Annotated in this window: 14 protein-coding genes; 13 read left to right on the top strand and 1 reads right to left on the bottom strand. The window is 60.7% G+C overall.

Features of this window, described 5'->3' with window-relative positions:
* The first annotated feature begins 2 nt into the window (after positions 1-2).
* The 10 genes from OIU37_RS20640 to OIU37_RS20685 all read left to right on the top strand — a co-directional run bounded on the left by OIU37_RS20640 (position 3) and on the right by OIU37_RS20685 (position 10,856).
* Positions 3-1,007, top strand: a complete 1,005-nt coding sequence (locus OIU37_RS20640) for a C-terminal binding protein (protein WP_180695845.1) — start codon at positions 3-5, stop codon at positions 1,005-1,007.
* Between the two features lie 277 nt (positions 1,008-1,284).
* Complete coding sequence (locus OIU37_RS20645; RefSeq protein WP_180695844.1) at positions 1,285-2,550, top strand: GGDEF domain-containing protein; 1,266 nt, start codon at positions 1,285-1,287, stop codon at positions 2,548-2,550.
* A 179-nt stretch (positions 2,551-2,729) separates the two neighbouring features.
* Positions 2,730-3,473, top strand: a complete 744-nt coding sequence (locus tag OIU37_RS20650; RefSeq protein ID WP_171603271.1) for a FadR/GntR family transcriptional regulator — start codon at positions 2,730-2,732, stop codon at positions 3,471-3,473.
* Complete coding sequence (locus tag OIU37_RS20655; RefSeq protein WP_264258555.1) at positions 3,457-5,055, top strand: ABC transporter substrate-binding protein; 1,599 nt, start codon at positions 3,457-3,459, stop codon at positions 5,053-5,055. The genes OIU37_RS20650 and OIU37_RS20655 overlap by 17 nt, the downstream gene beginning before the upstream one ends.
* Positions 5,056-5,138: 83 nt before the next feature.
* On the top strand, positions 5,139-6,098 hold the full coding sequence (locus tag OIU37_RS20660; protein WP_264258556.1) for an ABC transporter permease: 960 nt from the start codon (positions 5,139-5,141) through the stop codon (positions 6,096-6,098).
* A 2-nt stretch (positions 6,099-6,100) separates the two neighbouring features.
* Complete coding sequence (locus OIU37_RS20665; protein ID WP_264258557.1) at positions 6,101-6,979, top strand: ABC transporter permease; 879 nt, start codon at positions 6,101-6,103, stop codon at positions 6,977-6,979.
* Positions 6,980-6,997: 18 nt separating this feature from the next.
* Entirely contained in the window at positions 6,998-7,915 is a 918-nt protein-coding gene (locus OIU37_RS20670; RefSeq protein ID WP_264258558.1) for a dihydrodipicolinate synthase family protein, read from the top strand.
* An 8-nt stretch (positions 7,916-7,923) separates the two neighbouring features.
* Positions 7,924-8,940, top strand: coding sequence for an ABC transporter ATP-binding protein (locus OIU37_RS20675; RefSeq protein ID WP_264258559.1), 1,017 nt, complete (start codon positions 7,924-7,926; stop codon positions 8,938-8,940).
* Positions 8,941-9,894 carry an ABC transporter ATP-binding protein gene (locus OIU37_RS20680; protein WP_264258560.1) on the top strand — a complete coding sequence of 318 codons (954 nt, stop codon included), beginning with the start codon at positions 8,941-8,943 and terminating at the stop codon, positions 9,892-9,894.
* 26 nt (positions 9,895-9,920) lie between these two features.
* Positions 9,921-10,856 carry a dihydrodipicolinate synthase family protein gene (locus OIU37_RS20685; RefSeq protein ID WP_182207905.1) on the top strand — a complete coding sequence of 312 codons (936 nt, stop codon included), beginning with the start codon at positions 9,921-9,923 and terminating at the stop codon, positions 10,854-10,856.
* Positions 10,857-10,955: 99 nt separating this feature from the next.
* Here the strand turns inward: OIU37_RS20685 and OIU37_RS20690 are convergent, their stop codons facing one another.
* Positions 10,956-11,720, bottom strand: coding sequence for an IclR family transcriptional regulator (locus tag OIU37_RS20690; protein ID WP_003550543.1), 765 nt, complete (start codon positions 11,718-11,720; stop codon positions 10,956-10,958).
* Positions 11,721-11,913: 193 nt separating this feature from the next.
* Between OIU37_RS20690 and OIU37_RS20695 the strand changes: the two genes are divergently transcribed.
* From OIU37_RS20695 to ggt, 3 genes are all read left to right on the top strand, one after another.
* Complete coding sequence (locus tag OIU37_RS20695) at positions 11,914-13,488, top strand: ABC transporter substrate-binding protein (RefSeq protein WP_264258561.1); 1,575 nt, start codon at positions 11,914-11,916, stop codon at positions 13,486-13,488.
* Positions 13,489-13,623: 135 nt separating this feature from the next.
* Positions 13,624-14,478 carry a hydrolase gene (locus OIU37_RS20700; RefSeq protein WP_097581160.1) on the top strand — a complete coding sequence of 285 codons (855 nt, stop codon included), beginning with the start codon at positions 13,624-13,626 and terminating at the stop codon, positions 14,476-14,478.
* Positions 14,475-16,085, top strand: coding sequence for a gamma-glutamyltransferase (gene ggt, locus OIU37_RS20705; protein WP_264258562.1), 1,611 nt, complete (start codon positions 14,475-14,477; stop codon positions 16,083-16,085). Before OIU37_RS20700 ends, ggt begins: the two co-directional genes overlap by 4 nt.
* Positions 16,086-16,149 lie beyond the last annotated feature (64 nt).

Raw genomic sequence — 16,149 nt, forward strand, 5'->3', positions numbered from 1 at the left:
AAATGACTGCACCAAAAAAATACGTCGTCGGCATCACCGATCACATGTTCGGCGCCCCCGATCTCGAGGCCGAAGTGCTCGGCGACGATGTCGAGATCGAGTTCTTCGCCAGCACCGACGAAGCATCTTTCGATCCAGATCGATTAGCGAGGCTCGATGCCCTGATAGTCTGGGGCGCGCGCCTCGGGTCGCGCAGCATCGCCCATCTTTCACGCTGCAGGGGCGTCGTGCGCTATGGTGTCGGCTATGAGAAGATCGACCTTTCGGCACTGGCTGATGCAGGCATCCCGTTCGCCAACAATCCCGATTACGGCACCGAGGAAGTCGCCGACCACGCCGTGGCGATGATCCTGTCGCTGCACCGGCGACTCTGGGAGCATGATGCCCGCGCCCGTGGCTATACATCCGGATGGCAGGTCCATAGCCTCAAGCCGCTCAGCCGCTCGAACCGGACCGCGGTGGGTGTTGTCGGCGTCGGGCGGATCGGCACAGCGGTGGTGAACCGCCTGAAGCCGTTTGGATTCCGCATCCTGGGTTATGATCCGGGCCAGCCGCCCGGCCATGAGAAGGCGATCGGCTATGAACGCGCCAACCGGCTTGATGACCTCTTCGCCCAGGCGGATATCGTCACCTTGCATTGCCCGGCAAACGACCAGACGCGCGGCATTCTAAACGCGGATGGACTTTCCCGGCTCAAGCGCGGAGCCATCCTGGTCAACACCGCGCGCGGAGAGCTGCTCGACGATCTCGATGCGCTCGAAGCCACACTGCGAAATGGCCATCTCGCAGCGGCGGCAATCGACACACTGGCGCAGGAGCCGCCGCGCGAGCATCCGCTGCTGACGGCATGGCGCGATAGGAGTGACTGGCTTGAGGGGCGGCTGGTGATAACGCCGCACAATGCCTTCTACTCCGATCATGCGGCCATCGAGATGCGCCACAACGCGGCGCAGACGGTCAAGATCCTGCTCGACGAGGGCCGGCTGCGAAATCAGGTCACGGCGTGAGCGGCGGTCACTCGGAAACGAGACGTCACGTCGAGCGCTTGCTATCCGGCTCTGACCGGAGGGCAAATCACGCGTCGGTCTACCGACCGAAAGGTGATCGCCATGAAAAATCGAGCCGAGAATTCGGCCTGGCGCGAGCGAGACTTTGGCCCGATATGACACGTTAACGACATACTGTCGTCCCCTGGTACAAAATCATTAGGGCAAGCATATCGTCTTTGGGGGCGGAATTCGCGGCTCGCCTTGTCTCCGGTCGTCTGCTCCCTAGATCCGACACATGGATACCGAGCGAACCACAGCTCCTATCAAACCGGTAAGGGCGTCTTCGCGGAAACCTCTCCAGAGGTTGAGCCCGGCCATCGTCGAGCAAGTCGAGCGCCTGCTCGGTGGACGTACGCGTGATATCCGCCTCAATGGGGAACTGGCCCGGCTTTTTGGCGAACGCTCCTGGCCGCGGACTGCCAAGATCATCCGCGCCTGGATGGTTTGGGTTATCGTGCTCGACGTCCTGACGTTGGGCCTCAACGCGATCTTGCTTCCGACCGAAACCGTCATGTCGATGCTTTGGCCAGCATCTATCCTTCCCCCCGCAGCTCTTATCGCCGCGATAGCCTTCCTGCGCCCGCATGCTTTGTGGGTGCAGGGAGTTTTCCTCCTCTCAGCCGTTTTTCTCATCCTCCTGTCGGTCGCCTTGGTGGGTGTTAACACCGGTGGCGAGTTTTATGAGCGGCATTTGACCATCATGCTTTTTGTGGCCGTCACTGCCATTATCATATTTCCCGTTCCACTCGGTTGGGCGATGGCGATCGGTGCTGCTGCCCTCGGTATCTACCTTGTGTTTCAACTGCGCAATCCGGGCATCGAAGTGGGGAGTGCTCTGGCCGGGACGCTGTTTTTCGCCAGCGGCGTGGCTGCAACCGTCGTTGCCCGACGCACCGCAACCATCTTCGCTCAGAAGACTTTCTTGCTCGAGCTGCGAGATCGAAGTCGCCTCGCGGAGCTTACCGATGCCAACTCACAGCTGGAATTGCTGGCACGGACCGACCCGTTGACCGGTGTCGCCAACCGGCGTTCGATGATGGAAACGCTAAATCATTTCTGGAACGAGGACCTTAAACGAACGAGCGGCGCGGCGATGCTGATGTGCGATGTCGACGACTTCAAACATCTCAACGATAATCTCGGACATGCCGAAGGCGACCGCTGCCTGGTGAAAGTTGCCGGCATCATTCAGAGCTGCATGAGAGACGAGCGGGACCAGGTCGCCCGGTACGGAGGCGAAGAGTTTCTCGTCTTTCTCCCTGGCTCTGATGAACAAGAGGCCGGGGTGGTCGCTGAGAGAATTCGCAGCCGAGTAGAAGCTGCGTCTCTTCCCAATCCTACCTCCCGCGTCGGCCCCTGGGTCACTGTCAGCATCGGAATAGCGATATTGATGCAAAACAGTGAACTCGTGTCGGCAGAGCATATGCAGCGCCAAGCGGATGCGGCGCTCTACCTTGCCAAAAAGACCGGCCGCAACTGCGTTATGTTCCATAGTCCATAGTCCAGAGGCCGATGAAGCCTCCGACTAGCTGTTGCCCGTTTTACTGACCCCAAAAACGAGCGCCTCAACCGGCTGCAAGCCGGCTCGACGTCAGTTATCCCAACCTGACCATTTGACAGATATCCTACAAGTCGATATGTAAGGAGTATCTTATCGGCGATGCGGGAAAGTGACCGGGCATGACATTGAAATCGATGAAGCCGCTGACGCGCGCTCCGCTCTTGCATGTCTCCGTACAGGAAAGTCTGCGCGCCTATATCGACGACAATGGTCTTGCGCCGGGAACCTTGCTTCCGGCGGAAGGAGAGCTTGCCACCCAGCTCGGCGTCAGCCGCAATTCGCTGAGGGAAGGCATCAAGGCTTTGGAATCGCTCGGCGTGCTGGAGACGCGACGCGGCGTCGGCATCTTCGTGAAGGCCTTTTCCTTCGAGCCGCTTCTCGACAACCTCGCTTACGGCCTCGGCGGCGCCCTGCGACAGATCGAGGAGGTGCTTGAAATCCGGCGCACGCTGGAAGTGGGATTGATCGGCAAAACGATCGACGTGATCGGCGAGGAGGACATTGCCGAATTGCACTCCACCGTCAATCGAATGCGCGCCCATGCCGAGCGGGGCGAAACCTTCGCGGAAGACGACCAGCTGTTCCATCGACTGCTGTTTCGCTGCCAGGACAATGAAACGCTCGTGCGGCTGATCGATGTCTTCTGGCTCGCCTTCTACAAGGCATCCGACTTCGTCAATCTTGAAAATGCCGATCCGATGGCGACGTGGCGCGACCATGCCGCGATCGTCGATGCGATCGAGGCAAAAGATCCGGAGGAGGCGCGCAGACGCCTGGATCGTCACTACGAGGGCATTGCCCGAGTGATTGCCAACAACAAGACAAGTTCAAACGTGGGAGGAACACATGAAAAGACTGTCTAGATTATCCGTTATTGCGCTTGGCGCCCTGCTGTCGACGGCTGCCGTTCCGGCTCTTGTCGTTTCCGGCGTTGCAAACCAGGCGCAGGCAGCCACGCTGTCGGGCGGCTTCGATGTCGGCCCCGGAGGCTTCCAGGGGAACTTCAATCCGCTCGCCGCGACCGCCGGCTTCACCTGGCTCAGCGTCTACTACGAACCGCTGATCACCTATGACGAGAAGCTGCAGAAGGTCGTCGGCGCGCTGGCAAGCTCCTACGAGGTCAGCTCCGACCAGATGATCTACACGTTCAAGCTGGCGGACGCCAAATGGCATGACGGCAAACCGTTCACCGCCAAGGACGCGAAGTTCACCATGGGCCTTGCTATGGATGCGAAAACCGGCTCGGTGCTCGCTGCCCGGCTGAAAGGCATATCGTCCGTCGAGACGCCGGATGAGCACACGGTTGTCATCAAGCTCAGCGCCCCGAGCAGCAGTTTTCCCGACACGATGACCAAGGTGATGATGCTGCCCGAGCATGCGCTCTCCTCGATTCCGGCCGACCAGCTGGCGAAGAACACCTGGTGGTCGACCGCTCCTATCGGCACCGGTCCGTTCAAATTCACCAAATACGTCTCGGATCAATATGTCGAACTTGCCGCAAACACCGATTATCGCGGCGGCAAACCCGCACTGGAACGCGTGATCAATCGCTATTTCGCCAACCCGGCCGCAGCGATCGCGGCGCTGAGATCCGGCGAAATCCAGTTCACCTATGTCGATTCCAATGACGTGCCGACCTTCAAGGACAACAAGGACTTCCAGGTCATCGAAGGCAACTCTTTCGTCGTCAACTATCTCGGCTTCAACCACGATTCGCCGCTCTGGAAGGATGTGCGCGTCCGCCAGGCGGTGATGTACGCGATCAATCGCGATGCCATCATCCAGAGCCTCTATGGCGGTGCGGCCAAGCCCGCCAACTGCGCCTATGTCGCCGAACAGCTGATACCCCAGGGCATCGACAGCTATGCCTATGATCCCGAGAAGGCAAAGCAGCTGCTGACGGAAGCCGGCTGGGACCAGATCAACGGCGGCAAGCCGATCACGCTTCTGACCTATTACACCACGCCGCTGGCGACCAACGTACTTGCCGCAGTCCAGGCGATGCTTGCCCAGGTCGGCATCAACATCGTCCCGCGCGCGGTCGATGCCCCGACCTATAACAGCATCGTGCTCAATGCGACGCCGGACATCGCCCAGTTCCAGTTGGTTTATGCCGGGCTGCAGAACGGGCCGGATGCCGGAAGCATCAATGTCGGCCTCAACGAGAAGCAGATCCCTCCGGCCGGACCGAACGTCGCCAGGGTTCGCATGCCTGACCTCACCAAGGCGCTCGATAGTGCCTTGGCCGAGCCTGATAGCACCAAGCGGGATGCGGCCTATCAGGATGTCTGCAAGGTGATGAACACCAACCTACCCTGGGCGACGCTCTGGGTGGCAAACCGCTACGGCATCGTCTCGACCAAGGTGAAGGACTTTGTCTGGACGCCGGCGCCGGGCGGCGGCCCCTACCAGGCCAATCCGCAGAAATGGTCGATCGCCGAATAGGCGTTTTCCGCGAAGCCTTGAGGGTGGCCTCGGCCACCCTGACAAGACGGCCTGACAAGACGGCCCGATAAGACGGATTGCCGATGCTCCAATACAGTCTCAGACGTCTGATCATAGGAATAGGCATGCTCGTCGCCCTGAGCATGCTGATCTTCCTCCTGCTGCGCTTGACACCCGGCGATCCGATCGATGCCTATATCGATCCGAACCTGCCGATGTCGCCTTCAGACCTTGCCGATCTGCGCAGAAGCCTCGGGCTCGATCAGCCCTTGCCGGTGCAGTATCTGGGCTGGTTGCAGCAGGCGCTGGCCGGCAATCTCGGCTATTCGATCAAGCGTCTCGATCAGCCGGTTCTCAGTCTGGTGCTGTCACGGATTGGCCCGACAGTGCTCTTGATGGGCACCGCACTTGCCTTCGCCATCGTCGCCGGCATCACCTTCGGGGTGATCGGCGCCGTCCGACGCAATTCGCTGGCCGATCTCTCCTTGTCGGTGGCGGCACTTGCCGGCATTTCGAGCCCGGCCTTCCTCAGCGCGCTGATCGGCCTTTATATTTTCTCCGTTCGCCTGCACTGGATGCCATCAGGCGGCATGCTGACGCCGGGCGAGGAATTCTCGGTTGGCGATCTCCTCCACCATCTGATCTTGCCGGCGGCACTTCTGTCTGTCGCGCAAGCCGCATTGATCATGCGTTACATGCGCGCTTCGCTGCTCGAAGTCCTGAACCAGGATTACGTGCGCACGGCCCGCGCCAAGGGCGTGCGCGAATTCTGGGTCATCACCAAGCATGCCTTGCGCAATGCACTTCTGCCGATCGTCACGCTGATCGGCTCCACAATCGGGCTTGCAATCGGCGGTGCCATCTTCATCGAGAGCGTCTTCAACTGGCCGGGCATGGGGCATTTGCTCGTCGATGCCGTGCAGACCCGCGACTACCCCGTCATCATGGGGGCGACGCTCGTCATCGGGGCGTGCGTTATCGTCGTCAATCTCCTGACCGATATCACCTATGCGGTCGTCGACCCGCGCATCAAGGTGGGCTGACCATGCTGGCACGCTCTTCCGAACGCCGGAGCCCCGGTCCAGTTGCCCGCGCCTTCAGTCGTTTTCTGCTCAACCGCGCAGCCGTTGCCGGCGTTTGCATAGCCACTCCGATGCTGCTGCTGATCCTCTCCTATCCGCTATGGTGGGCTTTCCGGCCGAACGACATCGATCTCCTGGTGATGAATAGCGGCCCGACGGCAACGCACTGGTTCGGAGCCGACGGCGTCGGTCGCGACGTCTTCGCGCGCGTGCTCGAAGGCGGCCGAATTTCGCTGCTGGTCGCCGTCGCCTCGACCGCGCTTTCGGCAGTCATCGGTTTTCTCTTCGGGGCAATCTCGGCGCTTGCAGGACGCTGGACGGACGCCGTCTCGATGCGCTTCGTCGATCTGGTGATGACCCTGCCGCCCGTCATCTTCCTGCTTGTGCTCGCCTCGATTGCCGGCACCGGCATCTGGCCGACGGTGCTCGTCATCTCGCTGCTCTCCTGGCCGCTGCTTGCGCGCATGATCCGCTCGCGGCTGCTGGAATTGCGCGAACGCGACTTCGTCATGGCCGCCCGCGGCATGGGCGCCGGCATCGGACATCTGCTCTTTCGCCACGGCCTGCCGAACTCGATCGATATCCTCGTGGTCTATGCAACGCTGCAGATCGCCAATGCCATCCTGCTCGAGGCGGGGCTATCCTTTCTTGGTCTCGGCATCGCCCCGCCGGCGGCAAGCTGGGGCAACATGCTGAATGCGGCCCGCTCAACCGCCGTGCTCGAACAATATCCGTGGCAATGGCTCTTTCCCGGCGCCGCGCTGATCCTTGCCGTGCTGGCAATCAACTTCATTGGCGATGGCCTCAGAGATGCCTTCGACCCGCGTGCCGAACTGAACTGACAATCGAAAGAAGCGAAAATGACCAAATTCAAGGGTGTCGTCCCCCCCGTCGTAACACCGCTCAATCCGGATCTCACCATCGACTACCCATCCTATACACGCGTGCTCGAGCATCTGATCGATGCCGGCTGCCATGGTGTATTCGTGCTCGGTTCGACGAGCGAGGTGATCTTCCATGACGAAAAGACCCGGCGCGAAATCATCGAACATTCGGCCAAGGTGGTGAATGGCCGGGTGCCGCTGATCGTCGGCGTCATCGATCCGACCACGGATCGTGTCATCTCCCATGCGAAGGTCGCAAAGGCCGCCGGCGCCGACGCGGTCGTGGTGACGGCGCCATTCTATACGGTCACCAGCCAGTCCGAGATCCTCGATCACTTCCGCTATATCCGCGACGCGGTGGACATTCCGCTGATCGCCTACGACATTCCCGTCTGCGTTCACGTCAAGCTGCAGCGCCAGACCGTAGTCACGCTCGCCAGGGAAGGGGCGATTATCGGCCTCAAGGATTCCAGCGGCGACGACGGCAACTTCCGCTATGCGCTACTCGATCTCGCCGAGCACAGGGACGTCTTCCTGATGACCGGCTCCGAGATCGTCGTCGACACCGCCCTGCTGATGGGCGCCCATGGCGTCGTTCCCGGTATCGCCAATGTCGATCCGCACGGCTATGTCCGCCTTTGGGATGCTGCCCAGCGCGGCGACTGGGTCGCCGCCAGGAAGGAGCAGGAGCGCCTCTGCCGCCTGTTCGAAATCGTCTGGGTCGCGCAGGGCCGCGTCAGCGGCGGCGCCGCCGGCATCGGCGCCTTCAAGATCGCCATGCGCAGCCTCGGCATCATCGATTCCGCCGTCATGCCGCGGCCGCGTGCCTCTCTCAACGATCCCGAAACGGCGCGGATCGACGAGATCCTGCGTGCAACCGGCCTGCTGAACTGAGCCGGCTGATGGACCAGACCGCCGAACCCGTACTCGACATCAGAGGATTGCGAACGATCTTCCGCATCCGCGGCGGCGAGATCACGGCGGTCAACAATATCGACCTCAGCGTTGCCGCCGGCGAGACGCTTGCGCTCGTCGGCGAATCCGGCTCCGGCAAGTCGGTCACCAGCCTGTCTGTCATGCGGCTGCTCACCCGCAACATCGGCGTGATCGCCGCAGGCAGCATCCGTCTTGCGACGGGCAACGGCGTGGTCAGAGATCTCGTCTCCCTCGATGAAGAGAGCATGCGCAGGATCAGGGGCGACGACATCGGCATGATATTCCAGGAGCCGATGTCGAGCCTCAATCCCGTCTTCACCATCGGCGACCAGATCGCCGAGCCGATCCGCATCCATCGCGGTGCCGATCGCAAGGCGGCGATGAACGCAGCCGTCGCGTTGCTTGAAAGCGTCGGCATACCGGACGCTCGACGCCGTGCCGGGCAATATCCGCACGAACTGTCGGGCGGCATGCGGCAGCGCGCGACGATTGCCATGGCGCTCGCCTGCGATCCGACGCTGCTGATCGCCGACGAGCCGACCACGGCGCTCGACGTGACGATCCAGGCGCAGATTCTTGACCTACTCCTCAAGCTGCAGCGCGATCGCGGCATGGCCATGCTCTTCGTCACCCACAATCTCGGCGTCGTCGCCGAAATCGCCCATCGCGTCGCGGTGATGTATGCCGGCCGGATCGTCGAAGAAGGGCCGGTCGGCGAGGTTTTCCGCAATCCCAAGCATCCCTATACCATGGGCCTTCTTGCCTCCATGCCGCGCCTTGGCGATGCGGCGCGGATGAAGCTGGCCGGCGAAAAGCTTGCCGCCATTCCCGGCATGGTCCCGAGCCTCATGAACATGCCGAGCGGCTGCGCCTTTTCTCCGCGCTGCAAATTCGCCCTCGATGCCTGTCGCGCTGCCGTTCCCGCGCTCGAACAGGTCAATCCGCAGCATCGCAGCCGCTGCATCAGATGGCAGGAGATCTAGATGAGCGCACCGCTGCTTTCCGTCCGCGACCTTTCGAAACATTATACCTCCCGCGGTACGCGGCTGAACATTCTTCAGGGCATCTCCTTCGATATCGGCAAGGGTGAAGTCGTCGGGCTTGTCGGCGAATCCGGCAGCGGAAAGACCACGATCGGGCGTTCCGTTCTTCGCCTCGTCGAGCCGTCGTCCGGCAGCGTCCGTTTCGACGGGACGGAACTCACAGCGCTTTCCGCCTCGGCGCTCAGACGGCAACGGCCGCGCATGCAGTATATTTTCCAAGACCCCTTCGCCAGCCTCTCGCCGCGCATGACCATCGGCGAGATCCTGACGGAAGGCCTGAAGATCCAGGGGATCGGTACCGCCCGCGACAGGCTCGAACGGGCGCGGTCTGCCTTGGCAAAGGTCGACCTGCCCGCCGACGCAATCAATCGATACGCGCATGAATTTTCCGGTGGCCAGCGCCAGCGCATCGGGATTGCCCGGGCGTTGACCTTGTCTCCCGAATTCATCGTCGCCGACGAGCCGGTCTCGGCGCTCGACGTATCGATCCAGGCGCAAGTGATCAACCTGCTGCGCGACCTGCAGCAGCAGCTTGGCCTGACCATGCTGTTCATCTCACATGACCTTGCCGTCGTCGAATATATCTGCGACCGGGTGATCGTGCTTTATCTCGGCCGCATCATGGAAATCGCGCCGAGTGCCGATCTCTATGCGAGACCGCAGCATCCCTATACCCGCGCGCTGCTCTCGGCGATTCCGTCGCCCGATCCGGATGCCCGCCGTAACAGGCAGATCCTGAAGGGCGATATTCCAAGTCCGGCCAATCCGCCGAGCGGATGTGTTTTTCGCTCGCGCTGTCCGAGCGCGCTCGATGCCTGCGCCGGCGCCGTTCCGCAATTGCGGGAAATCGCGCCCGGCCACTTCAAGGCCTGCATTCGCGACGACCTCAACTGATCCGTCATCCATCGGAGAAACAAGAGATGAATGCGAAGACGTCGCGTCCCGCCATCGGCGGAAATTGGGCGAGCCTGCTTCTGCCGATCGCAGCCGATGACAGCATCGAATTCGACAAGCTCGGTGAAGAGATCGACATCCTCATCGATGCCGGCGTCGACGGCATCTATTCGAACGGCACTGCCGGCGAATTCCACAATCAGACGGAGAAGGAGTTCGACAGCATCCAGGCAATGCTGGCCGAACGCTGCAAGGCTTCCTCTATGCCGTTCGTCATCGGCGCCTGCCAGCCCGACCCGCTGATCATGCTCAATCGCGTCCGCCGTGCGGCCGCGCTCGATCCGCGCGCCATTCAGGTCATACTGCCCGACTGGTGGCCGCTCAACGATGCCGAAGCGGTCGACTTCCTGAAACGAGTGGCCGAGGTTGCCGACGGAATTCCGCTCATCCTCTACAACCCGCCGCATGCAAAACGGGTGCTGGCACCAAAGGAGCTCGGCATGGTCTGCGCGGCAGTGCCTGAGGTAATCGGCATCAAGCTCGCCGATGGCGATACCTCCTGGTATGCCGGGGCACGCCGGTATCTGTCCGGGCTTTCGCTCTTCGTCCCCGGCCACCACCTCGCAACCGGCATCAAGGAAGGTGTGGCAGCAGGCTCTTTTTCCAACGTGGCCTGCCTTAGTCCCCGCGGTGCTCAGGCCTGGACGGTCTCGATGCGCAACGATATCGACGCCGCACTCGATCTGGAACGACGCATCTGCACGTTTATGGACGCGCATATCGTCCCGTTTCGCCAGGAATTTGGCTATTCGAACGCCGCTCTCGACAAACTCTTAAGTGCGATCGGCAATTGGGGGCCCGTGGGCACCCGTTTGCGCTTTCCCTATCGCTCGATAGACATGGCAGAAGCGGTCAGATTGCGACGCATCGCACGCGCCGAACTCCCCGATCTTTTCCCCTAGCTCAAAGAGCGGGCTTGGCACGAAACAACCTGCGTTGGCTCGCCTTGATGGGCGTCGAACCGAAGAGACAAGGTCCGATATGGCGCAGAACGAAAAGCTCTACCATCCCAGCCGGGCCGATATCTTGCTGGAGGCCTCCTTCAGCAGAACGATGAAGCGGTCGACATCGCTTTTTTGCGTGCGGAAGGCCGGGGCGCCGACATTCACCGCGGCGATCACGGATCCGTCGAATGCCAGAACCGGCACTGAGACGGAGACGAGTTGCTCGCTGACTTCACCATAACTCACACAAAATCCCTGGCGGCGGATTTTATCCAATTCAGCAACCAACTTGCCACGATCCGTGATCGTGCGCTTGGTCAGCCGCGGCAAAGTCTCGGGGATCATTTGCAGCTGCACCTGGGGGTGGAGATAGGCGAGGAGCACCTTGTACGAGCCGGCCGTGAGCGGCCGCCTTCGACCGATCATCGCCTGAACCCGCAAGTCGCGCATCGGCTCGAACTTTGCAATGCACAGGGATTCCCCATTGTCGATGATCCTGAGCTGGGTCGTTTCGTTCGCCTTCTGACCGACCTCTTCAAGAATAGGATTGGCTATTCGCACCAGATCAACCTGTGTCGAGGCAGCAGTCCCGAGAATGATCGCAGTCGTTCCCAGCCGATAAGTGCCTGTATCGCTCTTCCGCACCAGGCCGCGCCGTTCCAGTGTGCGTAACATGCGCAAAATTCTCGGCTTGGTTTCCCCAAGGTTCTGCGCCACCTCAGTCAGTCTGATATCCGGGTTTTTGGCGACATTCAGCAATACGTCGATGCAGACATCAACAGATTGCACGATATCGCTTTTTGATGGTTGTCTTTTGTCCATGGGACCAGAATCTTCTCCGCGACCAAGGCTGAAGGATTGGCATAGTTTCAAGTTACGCCTATCGTAACGCGCTTGTTTTCCGTTTGACAGCCCCCTTGAGGCCCCCTTACCAATTTATGTCAAGAGTGGACGGGAACCCGCTCGTACCGACCAAGCAAGGTCGGCCCAAAAACGCTAAACCGGGATGGAAGAAATGGCCGCAAAAATATTGACGCGGGCAGCGATCGGGCTGCTCGGAACGATCGCTATTCCTGCAATGGTCGCCGCACAGGAAACCCCGCTGACGATCGGGATGTCGACGACGCCAACGACGCTGGATCCCCATGAAGACAGTTCGGCGCCAAACAATGCGACCTCGCGCCATATCTGGGACAGCCTCATAAACCTCACGGGAACGTCGGCAAATGCCCCGGAACTCGCCACCGAATGGAAGGTCGTCGACCCGACCCACTGGGAATTCAAGCTGCGGAAGGGCGTGAAATTCCATGACGGCAGCGAGTTCAACGCCGATGACGTCATCGCTTCGCTTCTGCGTGCCCGCGACAAGCCCAGCCAGAGCTTTGCTTCTTACACCCGCAATATTGTCAATGTCACGGCCACGGATCCCTATACCATCGTCGTCGAGAGCAAGGTTCCGGATCCGATCCTGCTGAATTCCGTCAGCCGAATTCGCATTATCAGCGCCGATTGCAAGGAGGCGCCGGTCCAGGATTTCGACAACGGCAAGTGTGCAATCGGAACCGGGGCCTATTCCTTCGTCTCCTATTCGCCAGGCAGCAATCTGACCTTGAAGCGCAATGACAGCTATTTCGCTGGCCCCTCGCACTGGTCGAATGTCACGCTCCGCTTCCTGCCCGATGACGGCGCCCGTCTGGCATCGCTTCTATCCAACGAGATCGACATTGTCGAAACCCTTCCTGCCGATGGAATGGCACGCGTGGAAGCGAGCGATAATCTGCAAGTCATCAACGGCCTGTCTTCCCGCTTCGTTTATCTTGGCCTCGATGTCAGCCGCGATGTTTCGCCTTTCGTGAAGGCTGCGGATGGCTCCGATCTCGACAAGAACCCGCTCAAGGATGAACGGGTGCGTCGCGCAATGCTGATGTCGATCAACCGGCCGGCAATCGTCGACCGCGTCATGCAGAAGAACGGCACGGTGGCCGACCAATTCGTCACCCAAGGCTATGCGGGCTATTCCGACAAAGTCGAGAAGGTGGGCTATGATCCCGCCGCCGCCAAGGCGCTTCTGGCCGAGGCCGGTTATCCCGATGGCTTCAGCCTGACCCTGCATGGCCCCTCTGGCCGTTACGTCAAGGATGCCGAAGTTCTGCAGGCGGTCGGCCAGATGTTCACGCGCATCGGCATCAAATCGAAAGTCGAGGTCCTGCCCTGGTCGATGTATTCTGAAGCCTATTCAAAAGGCACCTACAGCACCTATTTCGGCTCCTGGGGTGTGAACACCGGCGAAACCACCAATCCGACTGTTGCGCTGGTCGCCACGCGCGACGAGAAAAAGGGGACCGGCAGATATAATGGCGGCGGCGTATCCGATCCGAAGATCGACGAGGTGCTGGCCACGGCAAGTTCGACGCTCGATGAAGCTGCACGTGCGCCCCTTCTCGAGGAACTGTCGACCGAGACCTTCAACAACCTCTGGCTTCTCCCGATGCATTACGAAAACGTCGTGCTGGGTGCAAAGAAGACCGTGTCCTACACCCCGCGCGGTGACAAATATACGCTCGCTTACGACGTGAAGCCGGCGGACTAATGCACGTCGCAGCGGTTTTGGGACAAATAAAGATTTGAAGTGCGTCGCATCGATCCAATCGATGCGGCGCGGTTTAAAACAGCAGCATGGGGCCGCACCAGGGCCGTCCCTTTCTTCATCTCCCAGGAGACATTCATGCAGGAACTTGGAACGGGCGAAGCCGTCGCCCGGGCGAAGGCCATCTATGACTATGGCCAGACGGCCATCTTCGCCTCTCAGGCCGATCCCCGCCTCCATATGGTGCTTTATGTGCCGCCGACGGCGGCAGACGGCCGCAAGCTTGACCTCCTGGTCGCGGTCCACGGCACCGGGCGCACGTCGGCCATCGACTTCCGCGACGGTTTTGCCGAATTCGGGCTCTACAATGACTGTGCCATCCTTTGCCCGATCTTCCCGGTTGGCGTTCTCGGCGATGGGGCGCGTTCCGGCTACAAGTTTCTTGAGGAAGGCGACATCCGCTACGATCAGGTCGTCCTTGCGATGGTCGCGGAGATGGCCGACAAATACCGCCAGGACTGGTCCAAATTCGCCATGTTCGGCTTCTCCGGCGGCGGGCATTTCGTGCACCGTTTCACCATCCTGCATCCGGAAAAGCTCTGGGCGGCATCGATCGGCGCACCTGGTTCCGTCACCCTTCTGGATCCGACGCGTGACTGGTGGGTCGGCATTCGGGATCTGGAGGCGCGCTTCGGCAAGTCCTTCCGGCCCGAAGATCTCGCCAAGGTGCCGGTGCACATGATCGTCGGCGATGCCGATCTGGAGACCTGGGAAATCACCCATAAACCGGGCGGCAAATATTATATGGATGGCGCCAACGACGCCGGCAAAACGCGGCCCGAGCGCCTTGCCGCTTTGGCGAGCTCATTCCGCAAAGCGGGTGTCGATGTGACGTTCGATCGTGTTCCGGGCGTCTCTCACGACCGGATGAAAGTTCTGGGCTACGTCAAGGCCTTCCTGGCAAAGGTGCTCGAGGAGCGGCGCGCGAAATGAGAAATGCAACGATCGTGGCGCCCCAGCCGGAGGCAGTTGAAGCCGGCGCGGAAGTTCTCGAACGCGGCGGCAATGCCATCGACGCAGCACTCGCCTGTGCTTTCGTCCAGGGCGTGGTCGACCCGCAGATGGCCGGCATCGGCGGCTTCGGCTCCATGCATGTCTACATGCCGAAAAAGGGCGTGCACGAGATCCTCGAATTTTATGCGCGCGCGCCGTTGAAGGCTGCGCCGGACATGTGGCTCGACAAGATCAAGCACCAGAGCCGCGACGGCTTCGGCTACGTGCTTGAAGGCAATATTTCCGATATCGGCTACCTTGCCGTCTGCACCCCCGGCTCGCTCAAGGGCTATGAGACCGCGCTGCGCGACTACGGCACCTTCGACTGGGCCGATCTCATCAAGCCGGCCATCCGTCTTGCCCGTAACGGTTTCATGATCCGAAACCATATGCACTGGTATTGGGCCAAGGACCAGTCGAATGACGGTTTTGCCAACACGCTCGACAAGCTGCGCTTTTCTGAAACGGGCCGGAAAGTCTATTTCCACGATGACGGCACGCTCAAGAATGTCGGCGACCTGCTCGTCAACAAGGACATGGCAGAGACCCTCGAACGTATCGCGCGAAGCGGCGGCTCGGACATTTTCTATCACGGCGAACTGGCCGAACAGATCGCCGGCGATTTCAAGGCAAATGGCGGCTTGATCGATCGGGAGGATCTGGCGCGGTACGAATTGTCGAAGGTAGAGCCGGTTTGGGGCGGCTACCGCGACAACCGCATCGCCACCTCACCTCCGCCAGGCTCGGGCTTCCCGATGCTAGAACTCCTGCATATCATGGAGCAGTTCGACGTCGGCTCGCTGCAGCATGGCAGCGCCGATCATGTCCGCATCCTGTTTGAGGCCATGAAGCGGATGACGATCGACAAGGACGCGCATATGGGCGATCCCGCCTATGTCGACGTGCCCTATGAAAAGCTGCTGTCGAAAGAGCATGCAAAGGCGCATGCCGGCGCGATCAAGGCGGGCGAGATCGCCAGTGTTTCGCGTCTTGATAGCTCGCAGCGCGACACCACCCACATCTCGGTGATCGACAAGGACGGCAATGCCGTCGCGATGACCCACACTCTCGGCAGTCCCTCGGGTGCGATCACCGACGGACTTGGCTTCATGTATAATGGCACGATGAGCCGCTTTAATCCGCTTCCGGGCAAGCCCGGCTCCATCGCGCCCGGCAAGCGGCGTCCCAGCTCGGCGGCACCGACGATCGTCTTCAAGGGCGACGAGCCCAGCGTCGTCATCGGAGCGCCAGGCGGCAGCTATATCGCGCCGGCCGTTGCGCAATGCTTGATGAACATGATCGATTTCGACATGTCCGTGCTCGAAGCCGTCTCGGCGCCGAGGATCGTAGGGGTGTCAAACACGATCGACATCTGCAATCGCATTCGACACTCTGTCGAAGACGAGTTGCGGACGCAGGGCTACCAGGTGGCGCGGTCGCCACAGACATATGCGTTCGCCGCAGTCCACGCGATTAAGATTGACGGCGGCATCTCGAAAGGCGCGGCCGATCCGCAGCGCGACGGGATGGCGATCTCCGTCGCCTAGATTCAAAATTACAGCGTCCTTTGCGGCTCTCGAAAAGACGCGCGGCGCTGTAGGGAGAGGTTCA

This window comes from Rhizobium sp. BT-226, assembly GCF_025847085.2.
GTDB lineage: Bacteria > Pseudomonadota > Alphaproteobacteria > Rhizobiales > Rhizobiaceae > Rhizobium > Rhizobium sophorae.